This window comes from Nocardioides astragali (genome assembly GCF_024436375.1).
GTDB lineage: Bacteria > Actinomycetota > Actinomycetes > Propionibacteriales > Nocardioidaceae > Nocardioides > Nocardioides astragali.
In genome coordinates this window covers 1-21,034 of the sequence record NZ_JAFMZM010000009.1, presented here as the reverse complement: position 1 = coordinate 21,034, position 21,034 = coordinate 1, and the positions used below count along the sequence as shown (strand labels likewise).

Annotated in this window: 24 protein-coding genes and 1 pseudogene; 16 read left to right on the top strand and 9 right to left on the bottom strand. The window is 71.4% G+C overall.

The features are described from left to right. The 6 genes from J3P44_RS24445 to J3P44_RS24420 all read right to left on the bottom strand — a co-directional run bounded on the left by J3P44_RS24445 (position 1) and on the right by J3P44_RS24420 (position 6,559). Positions 1-459 (bottom strand): MaoC family dehydratase, encoded by a 459-nt coding sequence (locus J3P44_RS24445; RefSeq protein ID WP_255893130.1) that lies wholly within the window; start codon positions 457-459, stop codon positions 1-3. Between the two features lie 62 nt (positions 460-521). Beyond that, a complete protein-coding gene (locus J3P44_RS24440; RefSeq protein ID WP_255893129.1) occupies positions 522-2,060 on the bottom strand; it encodes an acyl-CoA synthetase in 1,539 nt (512 codons plus the stop codon). After that, a complete protein-coding gene (locus tag J3P44_RS24435; RefSeq protein ID WP_308212294.1) occupies positions 2,057-2,971 on the bottom strand; it encodes an amidohydrolase family protein in 915 nt (304 codons plus the stop codon). Before J3P44_RS24435 ends, J3P44_RS24440 begins: the two co-directional genes overlap by 4 nt. 8 nt (positions 2,972-2,979) lie before the next feature. Then, positions 2,980-3,897, bottom strand: a complete 918-nt coding sequence (locus J3P44_RS24430; RefSeq protein ID WP_305122949.1) for an SDR family NAD(P)-dependent oxidoreductase — start codon at positions 3,895-3,897, stop codon at positions 2,980-2,982. Positions 3,898-3,953: 56 nt separating this feature from the next. Then, positions 3,954-5,063, bottom strand: a complete 1,110-nt coding sequence (locus tag J3P44_RS24425; protein ID WP_255893128.1) for an NAD(P)-dependent alcohol dehydrogenase — start codon at positions 5,061-5,063, stop codon at positions 3,954-3,956. Continuing rightward, positions 5,060-6,559 carry an aldehyde dehydrogenase family protein gene (locus J3P44_RS24420; protein ID WP_255893127.1) on the bottom strand — a complete coding sequence of 500 codons (1,500 nt, stop codon included), beginning with the start codon at positions 6,557-6,559 and terminating at the stop codon, positions 5,060-5,062. The genes J3P44_RS24425 and J3P44_RS24420 overlap by 4 nt, the downstream gene beginning before the upstream one ends. Positions 6,560-6,815: 256 nt before the next feature. Between J3P44_RS24420 and J3P44_RS24415 the strand changes: the two genes are divergently transcribed. The 7 genes from J3P44_RS24415 to J3P44_RS24385 all read left to right on the top strand — a co-directional run bounded on the left by J3P44_RS24415 (position 6,816) and on the right by J3P44_RS24385 (position 12,430). After that, complete coding sequence (locus J3P44_RS24415) at positions 6,816-8,018, top strand: ABC transporter substrate-binding protein (RefSeq protein ID WP_255893126.1); 1,203 nt, start codon at positions 6,816-6,818, stop codon at positions 8,016-8,018. A 107-nt stretch (positions 8,019-8,125) separates the two neighbouring features. After that, entirely contained in the window at positions 8,126-8,899 is a 774-nt protein-coding gene (locus tag J3P44_RS24410) for an ABC transporter ATP-binding protein (protein ID WP_255893125.1), read from the top strand. After that, entirely contained in the window at positions 8,883-9,566 is a 684-nt protein-coding gene (locus J3P44_RS24405; RefSeq protein WP_255893124.1) for an ABC transporter ATP-binding protein, read from the top strand. The genes J3P44_RS24410 and J3P44_RS24405 overlap by 17 nt, the downstream gene beginning before the upstream one ends. After that, positions 9,563-10,417, top strand: a complete 855-nt coding sequence (locus tag J3P44_RS24400) for a branched-chain amino acid ABC transporter permease (RefSeq protein WP_255893123.1) — start codon at positions 9,563-9,565, stop codon at positions 10,415-10,417. Before J3P44_RS24405 ends, J3P44_RS24400 begins: the two co-directional genes overlap by 4 nt. Continuing rightward, entirely contained in the window at positions 10,417-11,442 is a 1,026-nt protein-coding gene (locus J3P44_RS24395) for a branched-chain amino acid ABC transporter permease (protein ID WP_255893122.1), read from the top strand. The genes J3P44_RS24400 and J3P44_RS24395 overlap by 1 nt, the downstream gene beginning before the upstream one ends. Continuing rightward, positions 11,439-11,912: a MarR family winged helix-turn-helix transcriptional regulator gene (locus J3P44_RS24390; protein ID WP_255893120.1), complete on the top strand. Its 474-nt coding sequence runs from the start codon at positions 11,439-11,441 to the stop codon at positions 11,910-11,912. Before J3P44_RS24395 ends, J3P44_RS24390 begins: the two co-directional genes overlap by 4 nt. Before the next feature lie 50 nt (positions 11,913-11,962). Continuing rightward, complete coding sequence (locus tag J3P44_RS24385; protein WP_255893119.1) at positions 11,963-12,430, top strand: MarR family winged helix-turn-helix transcriptional regulator; 468 nt, start codon at positions 11,963-11,965, stop codon at positions 12,428-12,430. Here J3P44_RS24385 and J3P44_RS24380 read toward each other — a convergent pair. Continuing rightward, positions 12,427-13,221 (bottom strand): IclR family transcriptional regulator, encoded by a 795-nt coding sequence (locus J3P44_RS24380; RefSeq protein WP_255893118.1) that lies wholly within the window; start codon positions 13,219-13,221, stop codon positions 12,427-12,429. The two genes, J3P44_RS24385 and J3P44_RS24380, sit on opposite strands and share 4 nt — an antisense overlap. A 69-nt stretch (positions 13,222-13,290) precedes the next feature. On the opposite strand from J3P44_RS24380, the gene pcaH reads away from it, so the two are divergent. The 9 genes from pcaH to J3P44_RS24335 are packed head-to-tail and all read left to right on the top strand — an operon-like array spanning position 13,291 to position 20,715. Next, the gene (pcaH, locus tag J3P44_RS24375) at positions 13,291-14,058 is read left to right on the top strand and encodes a protocatechuate 3,4-dioxygenase subunit beta (RefSeq protein WP_255893117.1); all 768 of its coding nucleotides are present in this window, start codon (positions 13,291-13,293) and stop codon (positions 14,056-14,058) included. Next, a complete protein-coding gene (gene pcaG, locus J3P44_RS24370) occupies positions 14,051-14,620 on the top strand; it encodes a protocatechuate 3,4-dioxygenase subunit alpha (RefSeq protein WP_255893116.1) in 570 nt (189 codons plus the stop codon). Before pcaH ends, pcaG begins: the two co-directional genes overlap by 8 nt. Further along, on the top strand, positions 14,617-15,813 hold the full coding sequence (locus J3P44_RS24365; protein WP_255893115.1) for a lyase family protein: 1,197 nt from the start codon (positions 14,617-14,619) through the stop codon (positions 15,811-15,813). Before pcaG ends, J3P44_RS24365 begins: the two co-directional genes overlap by 4 nt. Continuing rightward, positions 15,806-16,579, top strand: a complete 774-nt coding sequence (locus J3P44_RS24360) for an alpha/beta fold hydrolase (protein WP_255893114.1) — start codon at positions 15,806-15,808, stop codon at positions 16,577-16,579. The genes J3P44_RS24365 and J3P44_RS24360 overlap by 8 nt, the downstream gene beginning before the upstream one ends. After that, entirely contained in the window at positions 16,572-16,955 is a 384-nt protein-coding gene (gene pcaC, locus J3P44_RS24355) for a 4-carboxymuconolactone decarboxylase (RefSeq protein WP_255893113.1), read from the top strand. The genes J3P44_RS24360 and pcaC overlap by 8 nt, the downstream gene beginning before the upstream one ends. Then, complete coding sequence (locus J3P44_RS24350; RefSeq protein ID WP_255893112.1) at positions 16,948-18,141, top strand: thiolase family protein; 1,194 nt, start codon at positions 16,948-16,950, stop codon at positions 18,139-18,141. The genes pcaC and J3P44_RS24350 overlap by 8 nt, the downstream gene beginning before the upstream one ends. Further along, complete coding sequence (locus J3P44_RS24345; protein ID WP_255893111.1) at positions 18,138-18,836, top strand: 3-oxoacid CoA-transferase subunit A; 699 nt, start codon at positions 18,138-18,140, stop codon at positions 18,834-18,836. Before J3P44_RS24350 ends, J3P44_RS24345 begins: the two co-directional genes overlap by 4 nt. Then, positions 18,833-19,486, top strand: a complete 654-nt coding sequence (locus tag J3P44_RS24340; protein ID WP_255893110.1) for a 3-oxoacid CoA-transferase subunit B — start codon at positions 18,833-18,835, stop codon at positions 19,484-19,486. The genes J3P44_RS24345 and J3P44_RS24340 overlap by 4 nt, the downstream gene beginning before the upstream one ends. Before the next feature lie 8 nt (positions 19,487-19,494). Next, a complete protein-coding gene (locus tag J3P44_RS24335) occupies positions 19,495-20,715 on the top strand; it encodes a 4-hydroxybenzoate 3-monooxygenase (protein WP_255893109.1) in 1,221 nt (406 codons plus the stop codon). On the opposite strand, the gene J3P44_RS24330 is transcribed toward J3P44_RS24335, so the two are convergent. Next, complete coding sequence (locus tag J3P44_RS24330) at positions 20,690-20,830, bottom strand: hypothetical protein (RefSeq protein WP_255893108.1); 141 nt, start codon at positions 20,828-20,830, stop codon at positions 20,690-20,692. The two genes, J3P44_RS24335 and J3P44_RS24330, sit on opposite strands and share 26 nt — an antisense overlap. A 16-nt stretch (positions 20,831-20,846) precedes the next feature. Continuing rightward, positions 20,847-21,034, bottom strand: a pseudogene (locus J3P44_RS24325) (2-oxoacid:ferredoxin oxidoreductase subunit beta); the annotation flags it as partial.

Genomic DNA, 21,034 nt, shown 5'->3' with positions numbered 1-21,034 from the left:
TCACGCCTTGTAGTAGCGGTGGACCATCTGCGCGATGCAGACCGGCTTGTCGATGCCCTCGGCGCGCATGACGGCGTCGATGGTGGCCTGGATGCCGCCGCCGGTGACCTCCTCGGCGTCCGCGAGGGTCGTGCTCAGCTGGACCCGTGAGCCCGCGGGCACCGGTGCGGGGAAGCGCACCTTGTTGAGGCCGTAGTTGACGGCCATGTCGATCTCCTCGATGACGAGGATCTCGGTCCAGAGCGGGATCAGCAGCGACAGCGTGAGGTAGCCGTGGGCGATGGGTCCGCCGAAGGGGCCGTGAGTGGCCCGCTCGACGTCGACGTGGATCCACTGGTGGTCGTCGGTCGCATCGGCGAACAGGTCGATCCGCTCCTGTGACACCTCGCACCAGGCGCTGCTGCCGAGGTCCTCGCCGATCATGGTCAGCAGGTCTTTGGGATGGGCGATCGTGGTCATGGGGCCTCCGTGTGTGGTGGGGGTGGGCATGGCTGTGGTGTGGACAGGGGTGCCTGGTCTGGTCAGGGGGCTGGGAGGTGGTCGCGCCGGGCCTGCTCGCGCAGCACCGACCGAAGAACCTTCCCGGTGGCGTTGCGGGGGAGGTCGTCGCACAGCTCGACGTAGCGCGGGATCTTGTAGCGGGCCAGCCGTTGCTCGAGGTGCGCGCGCAGCGCGATCTCGTCGAGGTCTGCGCCCGCTCGGAGCACGACGTAGGCGCAGCCGACCTCGCCCCACGTCGGGTCGGGCACGGCCACGACGGCGGCCGCCGACACGTCGGCGAGCTCGGCGATCGCCGACTCGACCTCGGCGGGATAGATGTTCTCGCCGCCGGAGATGATCATGTCCTTGACCCGGTCGACGACGTAGGCCCAGCCGTCGTCCTCGATCCGCACCACGTCGCCGGAGCGGTACCAGCCGTCGTCGAGGACCTGGGCGGTCTCCTCCGGCCGGCCCCAGTAGCCGGCGAAGACGTGGGGACCACGTACCAGGAGCTCACCGCGCCCGGGTCCGACGGCAGGCTCGCCGTCGACGTCCAGCCGGACGTCGGTGAAGAAGTGCGGGACGCCGGCCGACACCGGCCGCGACGGAGCGCCGTCGGGAAGGGCCATGAACACGCCAGGCGAGGCCTCGGTCATGCCGTAGCCCTGCTGGACGACCACGCCGCGGCCGAGCCAGGCCTGGGCGACCTCCGCGGCGATCGGCGAGCCGCCGTAGATCACGTAGCGCAGCGAGGACAGGTCGGCCGACTCCCAGTCGGGGTGCTCGCACATCATCTGGAGCATGGTCGGCACCGCGGAGAAGCCGGTCGCACGACGGCGGGCGATCAGGGCGAGGAAGGCGCCGGCGTCGAACTTCGGCACGACCACGACCGTGCCGCCCTTGAGCAGCGTCGGCATCGAGACCTGGCCCAGTCCGGTGACGTGGAAGAGCGGGGCGACGCACAAGGCGACGTCGTTGCTCAGCACGTCGACGTGGGCGAGCTGGTTGACCGTGTTCCAGGTGAGGTTGCCGTGGGTGAGGACGGCGCCCTTGGGGCGGCCGGTGGTCCCTGAGGTGTAGAGGATCAGCACGGGGTCGTCGAGCTCGACCGGGTCGGCCTCGTCGATGGGGGAGGGCGACGCCGACCCGGCCGCGCCCTCAGACAGGCGGGAGGGCCGGAGGTCCGCGGCGGGCAGCACGTGGGCGACGCCGTGCTCAGCCGGGTCGGCCGACGCCGCGAGCTCCGTGCACTCCGGGCCGTGGACGAGCAGGTGGCTGCCGCTGTCAGCGAGCATGTAGCCGATCTCGGGCGCGGCCAGCCGGATGTTGAGCGAGACGAAGATGCCGCCGGCGCGGGCGGTGGCGAAGAAGCAGACCCAGGTGTCGATGCTGTTGGGTCCGAGGTAGGCGACCCTGGTGCCGGCGGAGACACCGAGCTCCCGCAGGCGCGCCGCGGTGTGCTCGACCCGCACGGCGAGCTCGGCGTACGTCAGCTCCTCGGCGTCGGTGCAGAGCGCCACCGTCGCCGGGTTCATCCGCGCGCGACGGGCGGGCCAGCTCCCGATGCCGGGCCCGATCATGTCGCGGACTCCAGGACCGCACCTGTCAGACCCAGCGCCGCCACCGCGTTGTCCTTGAGGATCATCGGCCGCACCTCGTCCTTGATGTCGAGCTTGTCGAAGTCTGCCAGCCAGCGGTCGGGCGAGATCAGCGGAAAGTCCGAGCCGAAGAGGACCTTGTGCTTGAGCAGGCTGTTGGCGTAGCGCACGAGCTGCGGGGGGAAGTACTTCGGCGACCAGCCGGACAGGTCGATGTAGACCTTGGGCTTGTGCGACGCCACCGCCAGCGCCTCGTCCTGCCAGGGGAACGACGGGTGCGCGATGACGATGGTGAGGTCGGGGAAGTCGACGGCGACGTCGTCGAGGTGGAGGGGGTTGGAGTACTTCAGCCGGATCCCGCCCCCGCCCGGGAGCCCGGAGCCGATGCCGGTCTGCCCACTGTGGAAGAGGGCCGGCACGCCAAGCTCCTCCAGCACCTCGTAGAGCGGGTAGGCCGCGCGGTCGTTGGGATAGAACGCCTGCACGCTGGGGTGGAACTTGAACCCGCGTACGCCGAGCTCCTCGACCAGCCGGCGCGCCTCCCGCACGCCGGCCCGGCCCTTGGCCGGGTCGATGCTGGCGAACGGGATCAGCACGTCGGCATTGCGGCTGGCGCCCTCGACCACGGCCTCGTTGGCGATGCGGGTGTGGCCCAGCGCGGACTCCGCATCGACCGTGAAGACCACTGCCGCCATCCGGCGCTCGCGGTAGTAGGCCGCGAGCTGGTCGAGGTCGGGCGGCCCGCCACCCTCGACCCCGAAGTAGCGGTCGGCGCCGGCACGGAGGCTCTCTGGGAGCGAGAAGTGGCCGCAACCGTCGGTCTCGGCGTGCGTGTGCACGTCGATAGCGGTGAGGGAGGCGACGTCGATCCGGGAGATGTAGGGCTCGGGCACGTCGACCTCTATGCCTCTTGGAGCGCGGGCAGCTTGGGCGCGGGGATGCCGTAGGTCTCCTGCACCTCGCCCACCGTCGACTCGAATGCCTCTGCGATCGCGTCGGCGCTCCAGCCTCCGTCCATGAAGGCGCTGCGGATCTCGGTCGGGTGCGACCACAGGGAGAGCCGGTCGCCCCCGATCCCGATCGCCTGGCCGGTGACCCCGGCCGATGCGTCCGAGGCGAGGTAGACGATCAGCCCGGCGACGTCCTCGGCGGTTCCGAAGGACGCGGCCCGACGAACGACTGACGGCACCGGGCGACCCTGCTCCATCAGCTCGACGTAGGGCGCGAGGAACGGGATGGTCTCGGTCATCGCGGTGGCGGCGTTCGGGACGACGGCGTTGACCGTGACGTCGGCCCGTGCCAGCTCCATGGCCCAGGTGCGCGCCATCGCGACGATGCCGGCCTTCGCGGCGGCGTAGTTGGTCTGGCCGAAGTTGCCACGCTGACCGGCTGGTGACCCGGCGAGGATGACGCGCCCTCCTTCGCCCTGGGCGCGGAAGCGCTTGGCCGCCTCGCGGACGCACGTGAACGTGCCGCGGAGGTGCACCTGGACCACGGTGTCGAAGTCGTCGTCGCTCATGTTCCACAGCACGCGGTCGCGGAGCACGCCGGCGTTGGTGACCATGACGTCGAGCCGGCCGAAGGTGTCGACGGCGCGGGCGACGAGACGCTCGGCGGCCTCGGTCGTGCCGACCGGCACGACCTCGGCCACCGCCTGCCCACCGGCCGCCGTGATGGCGTCGACGACAGCGGCTGCGGTCTCGTCGTTGACGTCGTTGACGACGACCGCCGCTCCGGCGTCGGCGAGGGCGGTGGCGTAGGCCCGGCCGAGGCCCTGTCCGGCGCCGGTGACGACGGCGACTTTTCCGGTGATGTCCATCTGGTCTCTGCTCCTGGTGGTGGGTGGTGCGGGGTGGTCGGGGGCTGGTGTGCGGGTCAGCCGAAGGTCAGGACCGGTTTGATGGTCGCGCCGGTCCTGACGTCCTCGACCGCCTGCTGGATGTCGGTGAAGTCGTAGGTGGTGATCAGCTCGGCGACCGGCAGTCGCCCGTCGGCGACCATCTCGGCGAGCAGCGGGATGAACGTCTGGGTCTCGCTGTCGCCGAGGGTGATGCCCACGATGTGCTTGCCACCGAGGAGGCCGTTGACCTCGAGCCCGACCTCGGTGCCGAACGGAGGGGCACCCACGACGACGGCCGTGCCGCGAGCGGCGAGGCTGTCGACGGCCTGGCGCAGCACCGTGACGTTGCCGGTGGTCTCGATGACGCCGTCGCAGCCGGCGCCGCCGGTGATCTCCGCGATCCGCGCCGCGTAGTCCTCGCGCGAGGAGTCGACGACGTGGGTGGCGCCCAGCTTGCGTGCCAGGTCGAGCCGGTGGGGCACGATGTCGACCGCCACGATCCGTTGCGCGGGGGTGAGGGCTGCCGCCATCACCGCCGAGAGGCCGACCGCACCCGCGCCGGCCACGACGACCGTGCTGCCGGGTCCGGGCTTGAGCACGTTCCACACGGCGCCGACGCCGGTCTGCACGCCGCAGCCGAGCGGCGCCAGGGCCTCCAGCGGCGAGCGAGGGTCGACCTTGACCACGCTGCGCTCGTCGGCCACCGCGTGGCGGGCGAAGGACGACTGGCCGAAGAAATGGCTGCCGAGCGGCTCCCCGGAGCGACTGATGGTCGCCGACCCGTCCCGGCGAGCTCCGCCGATCAGGTTGTCGGGGAGCCAGGTGGCGCAGTAGGCGGGATGTCCGCCGCGACAGTTGCGGCAGGAGCCGCACGACGTGAACGACAGCAGGACGTGGTCGCCCGGCGCCACCGAGGTGACGGCCGAGCCGACCCGCTCGACGACGCCGGCCCCCTCGTGTCCGAGCACGCCGGGCAGCGGGAACGGCAGGCCGCCCGAGGCCACGCCGAGGTCGGTGTGGCAGAGGCCGGCCGCGGTCATCCGGACGAGCACCTCGTCGGCGCGGGGGTCGTCGAGCTCGACGTCGACGAGGGTGAAGGGGGCGCCGCCGGACTCGACGACGGCGGCCTGGGTGGTGAGCGTCATGCCTGCTCCTCGGTGACTGCGCTGGCTGCGGGGGTGGGCGGAAGGGAGACGACGACGGACTTGACCCTGGTGTAGGCCTCCAGCGCCTCGGGGCCGTACTCGCGGCCGAAGCCGGAGTCCTTGACGCCGCCGAAGGGCACCGCAGGATCGAGCATCGCCCAGTCGTTGACCCACACGATGCCGGCGTCCAGACGGGCCGCGACCCGATGGGCGCGGGTCACGTCGCGGGTCTGCAGCCCGGCGGCGAGGCCGTAGGGGGTGCTGTTGGCGAGGGCGACGGCCTCGTCCTCGTCGTCGAACGGCTGCACGGTGAGCACCGGTCCGAAGACCTCCTCGGCGATGACACGCGAGTCGGCGGGCAGGTCGGCGATCACGGTCGGCCGGTAGTAGAAGCCGCCGTCGAGGTCGAGCCGCTCACCGCCACAGACGATCCGGCCGCCCTCCTTGCGGGCCAGCTCGACGTACTCCTCGACCTTCGCCAGCTGGCGCTCGCCGGCCATCGGGCCGATCACCGTCGCCGGGTCGCGCGGGTCGCCGATGGGAACGGTGGGCACTGCCTGCTCGAGGATCCCGAGGACGGTGTCGTGGAGCGGGCGCGCGACCAGCAGGCGCGGGCCCGCCATGCAGAACTGACCTGAGTTGAAGACGAACGCCTTGATCACCGCGCCGATGGCGACGTCGAGGTCGGCGTCGTCGAAGACGATGTGGGCGGCATTGCCGCCGAGCTCCATGGTGACCGGCTTGAGGTGCTCGCCGGCCACGCTGGCCGCGTGGCGGCCGATCGCCGTCGACCCGGTGAACGCGATCTTGTCGACGCCGGGGTGGCGCAGGAGCGCCTCGCCGACGACCTGGCCGCTGCCCGTGACGACGTTGAGCACTCCGTCGGGCACTCCGGCGTCCTTCAGGAGCTCGGCCACGAAGAGCGCACTGAGAGGGGTGTCGTCGGCGGGCTTGTGGACCACGACGTTGCCGGCGGCCAGTGCCGCGGCGATCTTCGTGCTCGACAGGATCAGCGGGAAGTTGAAGGGGGTGATGGCGCCCACCACACCCACCGGCAGTCGCATCGTGTAGGCCAAGGACGGGATCGGCGTGGAGCGGGTGGAGCCCTCGATGCCCTGGGCCAGCGCCGCGCAGTACTCGTACTGCTGGGCCGCGGTCTCGACGTCGACCGCACGACACAGGGACACCGGCTTGCCGACGTCGTGGCTCTCGAGGGAGACGAGCTCGTCGGCCCGCTCGCGGATCAGCTGGGCAGCCCTGTTGAGGATGCGCGCCCGGTCGCGGGCGGGCATCCGCGGCCACGGCCCGTGGTCGAACGCCTCGCGGGCGTTGCGCACCGCGACGTCGACGTCCGTCGCGTCGGCCTCCACCACGGTGGTGAGGATGCCGCCGGTGGCGGGGTCGACGACGTCGCGCCGCATGCCGGCGTTCCCCTCGCGCCAGACACCGCCGACGAACAGCTGTCGGGGCTGGAGCTGCTGTGCCTCTTGAGTCATCATTGCCATCCCAAGTTATCAGGTTTCCTGTCGAAAGTTCAGTGTGATGTGGCGACGGTCACGTTGTCAATGATCAGTTCGGGACCCACCGCTGACCTGGGAACCACGCCTGGATCCCGGTCCAGACCGCGCGTGACGCGCTCCGAATGTGCCTCTTGACACCCGATGTGACGGTAGTCATACTCCACCTTCAGGGTTCCTGATTAACAGGAATCCTGACAACTCCGGCTCTCGGACCACTCCCTCGAGGTGACCCATGCTCCGCACAAGACTCACCGTCCCCACTGTCGCTGGAGCGCTCGCTCTGGCCCTCGGTCTGGCCGCGTGCGGCTCAGCCGAAGGCGGGACTGCCAGCTCGTCCGGCCCGATCAAGATCGGGGTCGTCGTGCCCCTCACCGGGCCCTTCGCGCCTCTCGGCATCGGCGACAAGGCCGCGATCGAGCAGGAGGTCGCCCGGATCAACGCCGACGGTGGCGTCCTGGGACGCGACCTCGAAGTGACCATCAAGGACGACAAGACCGAGGTCCCGCAGTCGGTGATCGGGTACAACCAGATGGCCGCGGACAGCGACTACACCGCGATCCTGTCCTCCTCCAACGTCGCGGCCTCCCTCGCGATCGGTTCCAGCGCGGAGAGCAACAAGATCCCGACCATCGCCCTCGGGCCGGTCAGCGCCTTCAAGGACGGCTCGAACGACTACGCGTTCACGTGCGTGGCGATTCCTGAGCTCTACGCCGAGGCGGCGGTCGACTACCTCGCGGCCGAGGGGATCGAGTCCCTCGCGATCGCCTACACGTCGGAGGACCCCTACGGCAGCAACGGCCGCGCGGCGACCCTCGCGGCCGCCGAGGCGGCGGGCATCGACGTGGTGGTCGACGAGGCGATCGACGTCGCGGCCACCGACTTCACCGCGGCGATCTCGAAGGTGAAGGCCGCCAAGCCCGACGCCTTCCTGGTCTGGGTCGCCGGTCCGGCGTCGGTCATCATCACCAAGCAGTTCGCCGGGTCCGGCATCCCCCTCATCATGACCGGCGCGCAGGCCTCGAACCTGTACGTCGAGCCCGCGGGCGCCGAAGGCGAGGGGGTCGTGATGACCAGCAGCATCGCCGTCCCGGGACGCGAGCTGCCGGCCGGCCCGCTCAAGGACGCCGTTGACGCGTTCGCCAACCCCTGGCTGGAGCAGAACGACGCCTACCCGCCCCAGTTCGCGTTCGACGGCGCCGCCGGCATCCAGCTGCTGGTGGCCGCGATCGAGAAGGCGGAGTCCACGGACCGGGAGAAGGTCCGCGACGCCCTGGAGACGCTCGACGTGCTCACGCCCATCGGCCGGTTCCAGTTCTCCGAGGACGACCACGGCGGCATCGGCAAGGACGCCATCGCGATCGTCGAGGTCAAGGACGGGGACCTGGCGGCGACGCCGTACTCCCTCAAGGCGTTCAAGACGCGCCTGCCCGAGTAGCCGGGCCAGAGTCCGACCTCATGAGACCGGTGCGGGCCGGGCTGGACACGCAGCCGTCCGGCCCGCACCTTCCACTCCACACCAACCATCAGCCAGCGGAGGCCAGCATGCTCAAGGTCGAACGCGTGTCGAAGCACTTCGGCGGTGTCTACGCCAACCGGGACGTCAGCCTCGACGTCGCCGAGGGCGAGCTGCGCGGCGTGATCGGTCCCAACGGCGCCGGCAAGTCGACGCTGTTCAACCTGATCGCCGGACACCTGCGTCCGGACGCCGGATCGATCAGCCTGGCCGGGGCGCACATCGACCGGTTGCCACCCCACGTCCGAGCGCGCCGAGGCGTGGCCATCGTGTTCCAGGGTGCCCGGCTGTTCGCGGGCATGTCGCTGCTGCAGAACGTGATGGTGGGCGCGCACGCACAGTCGCGGGCGGGCCTGGTGTCCGCCGCGTTCCGCCCGCCGGCCCAGCGCCGGGAGGAGCGGGAGATCAGGGCCACCGCCGAGCAGTGCCTGGACCGGGTCGGGCTGCTCGAGCTGGCAGACCGACCGGCCGAGGGCCTGCCGCTGGGCCAGCAGCGCCGACTGCAGGTCGCTCGGGCGCTGGCCGGCCGGCCGCGCCTGCTGCTCCTCGACGAGCCGGCCTCCGGCCTGCGGGCGGCCGAGCGCACCCAGCTCGCCGACCTCATCCGCGAGCTGAACGGGGCGGGCACCACCATCCTCCTCGTCGAGCACGACGTCGGGATGGTCACCTCGTTGGCCCATCGCATCACGGTGCTGGACCTCGGCGCGGTGATCGCCGACGGCACCCCGGCGGAGGTCACGTCCGACCCCGCCGTCGTCAAGGCCTACCTCGGAACCGGAGCAGACCATGCTGCACATCACTGACCTCGTCGTGCGCTACGGCTCGGCGGTGGCCCTCGACGGGGTGTCCCTCGAGGTCGGCCGCGGCGAGATGGTCGCCCTGGTCGGCCCCAATGGGGCCGGCAAGTCCACGCTGATCAACACCGTCAGCGGGATGCTCGAGCCCGCGTCCGGGTCGGTCGTCGTCGAGGGCACCGTGGCCCAGGTCCCCGAGGGCCGCCAGATGTTCCCGGACATGAGCGTCGAGGACAACCTGCTCCTCGGCGGCTGGTCGATCAGGAACCGCCAGCTGGACGAGGTGTTCGACCTGCTCCCGGACCTGGCCGGGATGCGCCGGCGCAAGGCGGGGCGGCTCTCCGGCGGACAGCAGCAGATGGTGGCGATCGGGCGCGCCCTGATGGCGCGGCCCGACCTGCTGGCCATCGACGAGCTGTCGCTCGGCCTCGCGCCGATCGTGGTCGACGAGCTCGCCGAGCACCTGCGCTACCTCAACGCCGAACGCGGCACTGCCGTCCTGCTGGTCGAGCAGGAGGTCACGCTCGCCTTCCGCCTGTGCGCTCGTGCCTGCGTGCTGGAGGCCGGCCGGGTCGTGGTGACCGGGCCGAGCTCCGAGCTCGCGGAGAGCGACGCCGTGCGCAAGGCCTACTTCGGTGACCTGGCCGAGCTCGCCGACGTGGAGGTGTCCCGATGAGTGAGTTCATCACCTACCTGGTCACCGGGATCGCCCTCGGCTCCTCGTTCGCGCTGATCGGCAGCGGTTTCGTCGTCGTGCACCGCGTGACCCGGGTGGTCAACTTCGCGCAGGGCTCGCTGGCCGTGCTGGGCGCGATGCTGTCGGCCTCTTTGCTGGCCGGGCGACTGCCGCACGTGGTGGGGGAGATGGTGACCGTCGTGGTGTGCGGGCTGGTCGGCGTGCTGGTCGGCGTCGTCGCGATCGGCAAGCGTGGCACCCCGCCACTGATCTCGTTGATCGTCACGCTTGGTGTCTCGATGCTGTTCTCCGCCGCCATCATCTGGCTGTGGGGCCAGGACCCCGTGTCGCCGCCCGGCCTCGACGGGTTCACGACGATCCTCGGTGCCGAGGTGGAGCGGCAGCGCCTGCTCGTGCTCGTCGTGACGCTGGTGGCGTTCGCGGGACTCTCGCTGTTCTTCTCCCGCACCTACCTCGGCAAGGCGCTCACTGCGAGTGCCTCGAACCCCTTCGCCGCGCGTCTGGTCGGCATCGACGTACGTCGGATGGGGCTGGTCGCCTTCGGGCTCTCCGGCGTCCTGGGCGGGCTGGCTGGCGTGCTGGTCGCGCCCAGCAACGCGCTGTCCTTCTACTCCGACCTGCCCATGGCCCTCGGCGGGTTCGCGGCCGCCGTCTTCGGCGGCCTGGTCAGCCCGCTGCGCACTCTGGTCGGTGGCCTCGGGCTCGGTGTGGCCGGCCAGCTCACGGCCGGCTACCTCAACGGGTCCTACCAGACCGAGGTGGCCCTGCTGCTGATGATGGTGATCATGATCGCGCGGAGCCGCAGCTTCGCCCACGAGGAGGCGAAGTGATGACGCAGATGATGTCGCGAGTGATGTCTCGGGCGAGGTCTCGTCCCCAGCCGAGGACCCTCCTGGTGCTCCTCGCCTGCGCGGCCGCGTGCGTGGCCCCGCTGGTGCTGCCCGACCTGACTTTCTTCATGCGCATGGTCATGGCCGCGATCGTGGTCACCGGCCTGTCGATCCTGATGGGCTACTCCGGCCAGGCGTCCCTCGGACAGGGTGCCTTCGTGGCCGCCGGTGCGCTCACGGTGGCCGTCGGCACCACGCGGTTCGATCTCCCCCCGCTGCTTGCGCTGCTTGCCGCGCCGGCGGTGGCGGCCGGCTTCGCGGCGCTGGTCGGCGTACCTCTCCTCCGGTTGCACGGGCACTACCTCGCCTTCGGGACGCTCGCGCTGCTGCTGATGGTGCAGACCGCGATGAGCACCTTCGACGTGCTCGGGGGCGCCCTCGGGGTCAGCGGCATCCCGCCGTTGGGTGTCGGCGACCGTGTCGTCGTCGGGCAGCTGCCCTACGTCTACCTGGCGCTGGGTTGCCTGGGGCTGGTGCTGCTGGTCAGCCATCGGACGGTGCACAGCCGCTTCGGCCGCGGCATCCAGGCGCTGGCCGGCAGCCAGACCGCAGCGGAGTCGGCGGGGGTGCCGGTGAACCGCAGCAAGGTGGTCATCTTCGCCCTGTCCGCGGGCTTTGCCGGACTTGCCGGGGCCCTCTCCGCGTTCTTCACGCCCTACGTCAGCCCTGACTCCTTCCCGGCCGCGGAGTCGTTCACCTTCGTGATCATGGCCGTGGTCGGCGGCCTCGGAACGATCTGGGGAGGGGTGGTCGGTGCGGTGATCGTCTCGGTGCTCCTCCAGGTGCTCAACACGATCAGCAGCCAGCCCGGCCTGCCGCCCACCGCGGCCCCGATCATGCAGTACGCCACGTACGGCACCCTGCTTGTGCTCGCGCTCCTCTTCATGCCCCGAGGCGTCGTCCCGAGTGTCGACGCCGGTGTCGGCCGGCTGCTGACGCGACCGCGGGTCGAGGTGCCGGGATGAGCGTGGCTCGAGCCCGTACGGCAGAGGAGGCCGCCCAGGACCGTGACGTGACCCTGCTCTACCTCATCAAGCAGGTGGAGCTCGCGGTCCGGCAGGCACTCGACGACGTCGTCGCGACGGCCGACCTGACCACGCTGCAGTACACCGCGCTCACCGTCCTCCAGCGACACCCGGGCATCACCTCGGCCGAGCTCGCGCGCAACTCCTTCGTGCGCGCCCAGACGATGGCCGAGATGATCACCTACCTGCTCAGCCGGGGCCTGGTGGCGCGGGAGCGCGACCAGGCCAATCGCAAGCAGTACCTCCTGACCCTGACGTCGGAGGGACAGCGCGTCCTCGACGAGCTGCTGGACGCCGTCGCGGACATCGAGACCAGGATGCTCGACCGGTTCGACGGCGGGCAGACCGAGATCCTGCGGACCTACCTCCTGCGCTGCAGGCACTCGCTGAGCGGCGAGCAGCCTCGGTAGCGTGACCATCGCCGCGGTCGGAGGACTCGGCGCCGTACGGTAGGGGGCCCATGAGCAGCACATCCGCGTCCGCCGCGCCCGGTCACGACCGCGACATCACCTTGCTCTACCTGATCAAGCAGGTGGAGCTGGCGGTCCGGCAGGCCCTGGACGACGTGGTCGCCACAGCCGAGCTGACCACGGCGCAGTACACCGCGCTGACCGTGCTGGAGCGGCACCCTGGCATCACCTCGGCCGAGCTTGCTCGCAACTCGTTCGTCCGCGCCCAGTCGATGGCCGAGATGGTGACCGTCCTCCTCAGCCGCGGCCTGATCAGCCGCGAGCGCGACGAGCGCAACCGCAAGCAGTACCTGTTGTCACTGAGCGCGGACGGGCAGCGCACCCTCGACGAGCTCTACGACTCCGTTGCCGACATCGAGGCCCGGATGCTCGAAGGGTTCGACGTCGGGCAGACCGAGATCCTGCGCACCTACCTGGCGCGGTGCCGGCACGCGCTGAGCGGCACCACGCCGCGCTAGCGGGATCGTGACGCCGCGTCCGCGCCGGGCGGTGCCAGCTCGTTCGCCAGGGTGCGGGCGACACCGCTTGCTGCCACCTGCAGTGCGGCGAGCAGGCGTGCCCGGTCGCGCTTGAGCGACGGCACGACGATCCCGATGGCTGCCACCACCGACCCGTCAGGTCCGGGCACCGGGACCGCGATGGAGCACGCGCCCAGCGTCATCTCCTCCTCCGTCGTGGCGAACCCGTCCTTGCGCACCCGCGTGAGCTGCCGCTCGAGCCGGGCGCGCTGGGTCACGGTGTAGGGCGTGATCCGGTCGAGGCTGGACAGGACCCGTTCCTGCACGTCGGCGGGCGCGTGCGCGAGGAGCACCTTGCCGACACCGGTCGCGTGCATCGGCAGTCGCGAGCCAACCGTGCTGACCACGGGAACGGACGCGCGGCCGGACAGCCGTTCGAGGTAGAGCACCTGGGTCCGCTCGCGCACGGCGAGGTGGACGGTCGCCTGCGTGGCGGCGTGGATGTCGTTGAGGAACGGCGAGGCGACCTGGCGCAGCCCGGTCTGCACGGGAGCGAGGAGCCCGAGGTCCCACAGGCGCCGACCGACGACGTACTCGCCGTTGGCCCGGCGTACGAGGGCGCCCCCGGCGACGAGATCGGCAGCGAGACGATGGGTGGTGGCCAGTGGTAGGCCCGCCCGGCTCGCGAGCTGGGTCAGCGTGAGGCGGCGGTGCTGCGCGTCGAAGGCGAACAACAGGGCGAGTGCGCGCGACACCACCGAGGCGCCGGGCGTCGAGGTGTTGCCGGCCATGTGCGGCCTCCTTCCACTCAGCGGAAGCATAATCTCGCTTCAGCCGCACGTGGGGACGACGATGGTGGCGTGAGAAGCGCAGAGACCAGCCTCGAGCCGCAATCCGTGGTGAGCCACGAGATCGCGACCCTCCACCGAGAGGGCGAGTCCTCCCGGACCCAGCCGAGGCTGGACTTCCCGCCCTACCGCAGCAGTCTGCTGCGGCACCCGACCAAGGTCCTCCAGCAGGTGGACCCGGAGGACGTGGAGCTGCTCGCGCCGGTCTTCGGCCACTCCGACGTCGGTCCCGTCGAGGCCGACCTGACCATCCAGGGACGGGGCGAGCCCATCGGGGAGCGCCTGGTCGTGACCGGCCGCGTGCTCGACGGCGAGGGACGACCCGTCCGGCACCAGCTCGTCGAGGTCTGGCAGGCCAACGCCGCCGGCCGCTACGTGCACAAGCGTGACCAGCACCCCGCTCCGCTCGATCCGCACTTCACGGGAGTCGGGCGCTGCCTGACCGATGGCGACGGGTGGTACCGGTTCACGACGATCAAGCCCGGTCCCTACCCGTGGCGCAACCACCACAACGCCTGGCGGCCCGCGCACATCCACTTCTCGCTGTTCGGCACCGCGTTCACCCAGCGGAGCATCACGCAGATGTACTTCCCCGGCGACCCGCTCCTCGCGCTCGACCCGATCTACCAGGCGATCACCGACCCCGCGGCCCGGGACCGTCTCGTGGCGACGTACGACCACGAGCTCACCCAGCACGAGTGGGCGACCGGCTACCGCTGGGACGTCGTGCTCACCGGCAGCCGCAGCACACCCGTGGAACGCGAGGACGACCATGCCTGACCTGCCCGGCCCGCCCGACCTGCCGGGACTGCCAGCCACTCCTGGGCAGACAGTCGGCCCCTTCTTCCACGACGCACTGCCCTACGAGCGCGACCACGAGCTCGTGCCGCCCGCGACCCCGGGCGCGGTCCGGCTGCACGGCGTCGTGCGCGACGGCGCGGGTGAGCCGGTGCCGGACGCGCTGATCGAGATCCGGCAGGCTGACGCAGACGGCGCGGTCCCGGAGGTCGAGGGGTCCCTGGTCCGCGACGGCGGGTTCACCGGCTGGGGGCGCGCGGCGACGGACCCGTCCGGTCGCTACTCCTTCACGACCGTCGAGCCGGGCGGTGCCTTCTTCGCGGTGGTGGTCTTCGCGCGGGGTCTGCTCGACCGGCTCTTCACCCGGGCGTACCTGCCCGGCCGCGACCTCGACGCGGACCCCTTGCTGTCGCGACTCGCTCCGGGGGACCGCGAGACGCTGGTCGCCGTGCGGGAGCCCGACGGCAGTCTCCGTTTCGACGTCCACCTGCAGGGGGACCGCGAGACCGTCTTCCTCTCCTTCCCCCGGGGAGGCGCACGATGACCGACCTGCTCTCGCCCGGGCTGCACCGGGCGGCCGGTGTGGCCGACGACGCCTCGCTGGTCACGGCGATGCTGCGCGTGGAGGTGGCCTGGCTGCGCGCCCTCGCGGAGGTCGGAGCCGTCGACCCCGAGGACGCAGAGACCGTCGCGGTCGCCGCGGGCGACTGGCAGGTCGACCTCGCCGCACTCGGCGCCGCGGGCGAGGACACGGGCAACCCGGTCCTCCCGGTCGTGAGCGGGCTGCGGGAGGTGGTGGGTCAGCCCCTCGCCCTGCTGGTGCATCGCGGGCTCACGAGCCAGGACGTGCTCGACACCGCACTCGTGCTGCTCTCTCGCGACGCCTTGGCGCGCACCAGGGGAGATCTCCTCGCGACCGCCCAGGGGCTGGCGGCGCTTGCCGACCAGCACCGGGCCAGCCTGATGGTCGGGCGCACCCTGACCCAGCACGCCGTCCCGATCACGTTCGGACTCAAGGCGGCGCAGTGGCTGTCCGGGGTGCTGGACGCCCTCGAGCGGGTGGACCGCGCGCTGGACCAGCTCCCCGTGCAGTGCGGTGGGGCGGCCGGGACCTTGTCGCTCGTCGCGGAGACGACCGATCCCTCGAGGGCCGCCGCCGCCTTCGCGCACGAGCTCGGACTGCGCTGGCGAGGCGTTCCGTGGCACACCAACCGGGCGCCGGTGACGGCGATCGGCGACGCGCTGGTGGCGACGACCGGCGCCTGCGGGGTCCTGGCGTCCGACGTCGCCCTGCTCGCCCGCCCCGAGATCGGCGAGGTGCGCGAAGGGCAGGTGGCCGGCCGGGGTGGGTCGTCCACGATGCCGCACAAGCAGAACCCGGTCCTCGCGGTGCTGGTTCGCGCCGCCTCCCTGCAGACGCCCCAGCTCCTGGCCCAGCTCCACCTGGCCGCAGCGCAGGCCGTCGACGAACGTCCCGACGGCGCCTGGCACAGCGAGTGGCCCTCGCTCCGCCGGCTCCTCGAGGTCACCGTCACCGCGACGTCGCAGACCGCCGAGCTCGTCTCGTTGCTCGAGGTGGACACCGCTGCCATGAAGTCGCGCGTCGATGCGGCGTCTGAGGACCTGCTGGCCGAGAGCGGCAGGGCCACCGCTGCGGAGGACTACCTGGGCGCGGCCTCGGTGTTCGTCGATGCGGTGCTGGAGCGCCTGCCCAGCGAGGGGAACGGCCATGCCTGACCTGACCTTCACGCGGCTCGGCGGGTCGCCCGACTCCACGAGGCTACTCGTCGTCGGACCGTCGCTCGGCACCTCGGTCGAGGCGCTCTGGGATCGCGCGGCGGCGCTCCTGGACGCAGAGGTCGTGGGCTGGGACCTGCCCGGTCACGGACGCAGCGCACCGGCGACCGCACCGTTCTCCGTCGCCGACCTCGCCGATGCCGTGCGCGGCAGGGCCGAGGAGCTGGCAGCGGGCCGGCCCGCGTCGTACGCGGGGGTGTCCCTCGGGGGAGCGGTCGCCCTGCAGCTCGCTGTCGAGCCGGGAGTGCTCGACCACGTCGTGTGCATCGCCTCGGCGGCCAAGGTCGGCGAGCCGGCGATGTGGGCCGAACGTGCCGCGCTCGTGCGGCGCGCCGGGACGCCGGTGATGGTCGAGCCCTCGGCGCAGCGGTGGTTCGCAGCTGGCTTCGTGGAGCGCGAACCCTCCGTGGCCAACCGTCTCCTGCTCGCCCTCTCGGACACCGACAGGGAGTCCTACGCGCTCGCGTGCGAGGCGCTGGCTGGTTTCGACCTCCGGGACGGGCTGGACCGGGTGAGAGCCCGGCTGGTCGTCGCGCCCGGGGAGCTCGACGTGGTCGTGCCGCGCGAGCTGGCGGAGCAGACGGCGGCTGCAGCAGGAGCCGAGCTGGTCGTCCTCCCGGCGTGTGGTCACCTGCCGCCGGCCGAGAACCCGGGGGCAGTCGCCGCCCTGCTGAGCGACGCCTGGGAGGTGGCCTCGCATGGCTGACACCTACGACGACGGCATGCGTGTGCGCCGCGAGGTCCTGGGCGACGCCCACGTCGACCGGGCTGGCGCCAGCGCGTCGGCCTTCGACGCCGACTTCCAGGACCTGATCACCCGCTACGCCTGGGGAAGTGTGTGGACCCGACCCGGCCTCGACCGGCGTAGCCGCAGCGTGGCCACGCTGACCGCCCTGCTGGCTCTCGGTCACTGGGAGGAGTTCGGCATGCACGTGCGCGCCGCCCGCCGCAACGGCCTCACCGCCGAGGAGATCGCCGAGGTCATCTTGCAGAGTGCGATCTACTGCGGTGTCCCGGTGGCCAACCACGGGTTCGCCGTGGCCAAGGAGGTCCTGGACTCGATGGAGGAGACAGATGGCTGACGTGTTCGTGTACGACGCCGTGCGTACGCCGTTCGGCAAGTACGGCGGCGCACTGGCCGGCGTACGTCCGGACGACCTCGCGGCCCACATCGTGCGCACGCTGGTCGGGCGCAGTCCCGATCTCGACCCTGCCCGGATCGACGAGGTCGTGCTGGGCAACGCCAACGGCGCGGGGGAGGACAACCGCAACGTCGCCCGCATGGCCGGGCTCCTGGCCGGGCTGCCGGTGACGGTCCCGGGCACCACCGTCAACCGGCTCTGCGGCTCGAGCCTCGACGCGACGATCAACGCCGCCCGGCAGATCGCTCTGGGCGAGGCCGACGTCGTGGTCGCCGGGGGAGTCGAGTCGATGTCGCGCGCACCCTGGGTGCTGCCCAAGCCCGGTCGTGCGTTCCCCGCAGGCAACGCCGAGCTCGTCTCGACCACCCTCGGCTGGCGGCTGGTCAACCCGGCGATGCCGGCGGAGTGGACGGTCTCCCTCGGCGAGGCCACCGAGCAGCTGCGCGAGCGGTACGACGTCAGCCGCGAGGACCAGGACACGTTCGCGGTCGACTCGCACCGTGCCGCGGCGGCCGCCTGGGAGTCCGGGTTCTACGACGACCACGTGGTGGTGGTGCCCGGCACCGACCTCGTTCGCGACGAGTCCGTCCGGGCCGACACCACGCTCGAGAAGGTCGCGGCGCTCAAGCCCGTCTTCCGTGCCGACGGGACCGTCACCGCCGGCAACGCCTCCCCGCTGAACGACGGGGCGTCCGCTGCACTCCTGGGTTCCGCCCGGTCTGCCTCACTGATCGGCGTCGAGCCACTGGCCAGGGTCGCGGGCTGGGGTGTGGCCGCCAACGAGCCGCAGTTCTTCGGCTACGCACCGGTCGAGGCCGCCAACCTCGCCCTCAAGCGGGCCGGCGTCGGGTGGGGCGACGTCGCGCTCGTGGAGCTGAACGAGGCGTTCGCCGCCCAGTCGCTGGCCTGCGTCCGTGCCTGGGACATCGACCCTGGGATCGTCAACGTCCATGGCGGCGCCATCGCCCTCGGCCACCCGTTGGGAGCGTCCGGCACCCGCATCCTCGGCACCCTCGCCCGCGGTCTGGCGGCCAGCGGCCAGCGGTGGGGTGTCGCCGCCATCTGCATCGGCGTGGGCCAGGGTCTGGCCGTCGTGCTCGAGAACACGAGGAGCGACTCGGCATGAGCAGAGTGAGCTTCCACGACACCGTGCTGGAGGCCGTGGCGGGGATCGCCAGCGGAGCCACCGTGATGGTGAGCGGCTTCGGGTCGGCCGGCCAGCCGGTCCAGCTGATCGAGGCGCTGCTCGAGAGCGCGGCCACGGACCTGACCATCGTGAGCAACAACGCGGGAGGTGGGGACGTCGGTCTCGCCGCCCTCATCCGGGAGGGACGGGTCCGCAAGGTGGTGTGCTCGTTCCCGCGCCAGGTCGACTCGTGGCACTTCGACCAGGCCTACCGGGCCGGAGCGCTCGAGCTGGAGCTCGTTCCGCAGGGCAACCTGGCCGAGCGGATCCGAGCCGCAGGAGCGGGCATCGGGGCCTTCTTCACGCCGACCGGCTACGGCACCCCGCTCGCCGAGGGCAAGGAGACGCGGGTGATCGACGGGCGTCCCTTCGTCCTCGAGCACCCGATCCACGCCGAGGTCGCCCTGGTCGCCGCGCATCGCGCCGATCGGCTCGGCAACCTCGTCTACCGCAGGACCGCGCGCAACTTCGGGCCGATCATGGCCGCCGCCGCGGAGACGACCATCGTCCAGGTCGATCACGTCGTGCCGACCGGGTCGCTCGACCCCGAGTCGATCGTGACCCCGTGCATCTACGTCGACCACGTCGTCCGGGTCGAGCGCGACCCGGCCGCCCTCACCGGAGCCCCCACGTGACCACCACCGCCCGCGGCATCGACCGCGACGCCCTGGCCCGCATCGTCGCCGCCGACATCCCAGCCGGGTCCTTCGTCAACCTCGGGATCGGCCTGCCGACCAAGGTCGCCAACCACCTGGCTCCCGACAGCGGCGTCATGCTGCACACCGAGAACGGCATGCTCGGCATGGGCCCGGAGGCCGTCGGGGACGAGGTCGACCCCGACCTCGTCAACGCCGGCAAGATCCCCGTCACCGAGCTGCCCGGGGCGTCGTACTTCCACCACGCCGACTCCTTCGCCATGATGCGCGGCGGCCATCTCGACATCTGCGTGCTTGGTGCCTACCAGGTCTCCGCAACCGGCGACCTCGCCAACTGGCACACCGGTGCGCCGGACGCGGTCCCCGCGGTCGGCGGCGCGATGGACCTCGCCCTCGGCGCCAAGCAGACCTTCGTGATGATGGACCTGCTGACCCGCGAGGGAGCAGCCAAGCTCGTCCGCGCGTGCACCTACCCCCTGACGGGCCTCGCCTGCGTCACCCGCGTCTACACCGACCTCGCCGTCTTCCTCGTCGAGGACCGCGGCGTCGTCGTTCGCGAGGCCTTCGGCCTCACGTTCGACGACCTCCAGGCCCTCGTCGACGTGCCCCTCATCGACGGAACCCACTAGGAAGACCCATGTCCCGCATCCTCTCCAGCACCACCGTAGGCATCGTCGGCGGTGGACCGGCCGGCCTCATGCTGTCCCACCTCCTCCAGGTCGCCGGCATCGAGTCGGTCGTCATCGAGACCCGCCCCCGCGAGGAGATCGAGCACACGCACCGAGCAGGGATCCTCGAGCGGGACAGCGTCCGCCTCCTCGTCGACTCGGGGGTGTCCGACCGCGTCCTCCGGGACGGCCACGAGCACCGCGGCATCGACCTCCGGTTCGGCGGCACCAGCCACCGCATCGACTTCCAGGGCCTGGTCGGCGCCTCGACCTGGCTCTATCCGCAGACCGACGTGTTCCTCGACCTGGCCGACGCGCGGCAGCGTGACGGCGGTGACGTGAGGTATGCGGTGACCGGGACCTCCGTGGTGGACGTGACCAGCGACCGGCCCGGGATGCTCTTCACCGACAGCGCCGGAGCGGAGCACGAGGTGCGCTGCGACGTGCTGGTCGGCGCCGACGGGTCGCGCAGCATGACCCGGTCGTCGGTGGAGGGACGCACGGAGTACTTCCGGCAGTACCCCTTCGCCTGGTTCGGGATCCTCTGCGAAGCCCCGCCGAGCGCCGAGGAGCTCATCTACGCACGCGGCGACGCCGGCTTCGCGCTGATCAGCAGCCGCACCGACGCGATCCAGCGCATGTACTTCCAGTGCTCGCCCGAGGAGTCGGTCGACGACTGGTCGGAGGACCGCATCTGGTCCGAGCTGCAGGGAAGGTTGGCCGGCGAGGACGGGTTCACGCTCACCGAGGGGCGGATCTTCGAGAAGACCGTGCTGCCGTTCCGCTCGTACGTCTGCGAGCCGATGCGGCACGGCAACCTGCTCCTGGCGGGGGACGCCGCCCACACGGTTCCGCCGACCGGCGCCAAGGGGCTCAACCTCGCCCTGGCCGACGTACGCGTCCTGGCGGAGGTGCTCGAGCGGTTCGTCCGCAAGTCCGACTCCTCCGCACTCGACGACTACACCGACCGGGCACTGACGCGGGTGTGGAAGGCGCAGAACTTCTCCTACTGGATGACCACGCTGCTCCACGCGCTGCCCGGCGCGACCCACTTCGACGCACGGCGACAGCTCGCCGAGCTCGAGTCGGTGGTCGGCTCCGTGGGCGGGTCGACCTACCTCGCCGAGGCCTACACCGGCTGGCCCACCCGAAGCGAGCGCGGGCTCAGTCCGGGGCGGTCGTGTAGATGACGGTGTATCCGTCAGCGCCGGGGAAGCTGTGGGTGACGGATCCGCCGGCACGCCGGATGGCGAACAGGCGCAGCTCCAGATCGCTCTCGGCCACGGTGATGGTGTGCCAGATCATGACGGAGCACCGCCCTTCAGATGATGGTCCAGGTGTCGCCGCCGCCGATGAGTGCCGCCAGTCGGGTGGTGCGGTCGGCGGTGGTGGTGTCTGTGTTTCCGGTGGCGTTGGTGAGCTGCTCGCGGGCGGCGTCGTCGTAGGTGGGGCGGTGGACCTGGCGGAAGATGCCGATGGGTGAGGTGTTGAGGTAGCCGGAGTCGGTGA

Excerpts from the sequence above, each read along its gene's own strand:
- J3P44_RS24395 (WP_255893122.1), top strand. The coding sequence starts at position 10,417 with ATGACGCAGATGATGTCGCGAGTGATGTCTCGGGCGAGGTCTCGTCCC.
- J3P44_RS24360 (WP_255893114.1), top strand. The coding sequence starts at position 15,806 with ATGCCTGACCTGACCTTCACGCGGCTCGGCGGGTCGCCCGACTCCACG.
- J3P44_RS24365 (WP_255893115.1), top strand. The coding sequence starts at position 14,617 with ATGACCGACCTGCTCTCGCCCGGGCTGCACCGGGCGGCCGGTGTGGCC.
- J3P44_RS24420 (WP_255893127.1), bottom strand. The coding sequence starts at position 6,559 with ATGACTCAAGAGGCACAGCAGCTCCAGCCCCGACAGCTGTTCGTCGGC.
- J3P44_RS24345 (WP_255893111.1), top strand. The coding sequence starts at position 18,138 with ATGAGCAGAGTGAGCTTCCACGACACCGTGCTGGAGGCCGTGGCGGGG.
- J3P44_RS24410 (WP_255893125.1), top strand. The coding sequence starts at position 8,126 with ATGCTCAAGGTCGAACGCGTGTCGAAGCACTTCGGCGGTGTCTACGCC.
- pcaC (WP_255893113.1), top strand. The coding sequence starts at position 16,572 with ATGGCTGACACCTACGACGACGGCATGCGTGTGCGCCGCGAGGTCCTG.
- J3P44_RS24400 (WP_255893123.1), top strand. The coding sequence starts at position 9,563 with ATGAGTGAGTTCATCACCTACCTGGTCACCGGGATCGCCCTCGGCTCC.
- J3P44_RS24380 (WP_255893118.1), bottom strand. The coding sequence starts at position 13,221 with ATGGCCGGCAACACCTCGACGCCCGGCGCCTCGGTGGTGTCGCGCGCA.
- J3P44_RS24335 (WP_255893109.1), top strand. The coding sequence starts at position 19,495 with ATGTCCCGCATCCTCTCCAGCACCACCGTAGGCATCGTCGGCGGTGGA.
- J3P44_RS24440 (WP_255893129.1), bottom strand. The coding sequence starts at position 2,060 with ATGATCGGGCCCGGCATCGGGAGCTGGCCCGCCCGTCGCGCGCGGATG.
- J3P44_RS24430 (WP_305122949.1), bottom strand. The coding sequence starts at position 3,897 with ATGGACATCACCGGAAAAGTCGCCGTCGTCACCGGCGCCGGACAGGGC.
- J3P44_RS24425 (WP_255893128.1), bottom strand. The coding sequence starts at position 5,063 with ATGACGCTCACCACCCAGGCCGCCGTCGTCGAGTCCGGCGGCGCCCCC.
- J3P44_RS24405 (WP_255893124.1), top strand. The coding sequence starts at position 8,883 with ATGCTGCACATCACTGACCTCGTCGTGCGCTACGGCTCGGCGGTGGCC.
- J3P44_RS24330 (WP_255893108.1), bottom strand. The coding sequence starts at position 20,830 with ATGATCTGGCACACCATCACCGTGGCCGAGAGCGATCTGGAGCTGCGC.
- pcaG (WP_255893116.1), top strand. The coding sequence starts at position 14,051 with ATGCCTGACCTGCCCGGCCCGCCCGACCTGCCGGGACTGCCAGCCACT.
- J3P44_RS24415 (WP_255893126.1), top strand. The coding sequence starts at position 6,816 with ATGCTCCGCACAAGACTCACCGTCCCCACTGTCGCTGGAGCGCTCGCT.
- J3P44_RS24390 (WP_255893120.1), top strand. The coding sequence starts at position 11,439 with ATGAGCGTGGCTCGAGCCCGTACGGCAGAGGAGGCCGCCCAGGACCGT.
- J3P44_RS24350 (WP_255893112.1), top strand. The coding sequence starts at position 16,948 with ATGGCTGACGTGTTCGTGTACGACGCCGTGCGTACGCCGTTCGGCAAG.
- J3P44_RS24385 (WP_255893119.1), top strand. The coding sequence starts at position 11,963 with ATGAGCAGCACATCCGCGTCCGCCGCGCCCGGTCACGACCGCGACATC.
- J3P44_RS24445 (WP_255893130.1), bottom strand. The coding sequence starts at position 459 with ATGACCACGATCGCCCATCCCAAAGACCTGCTGACCATGATCGGCGAG.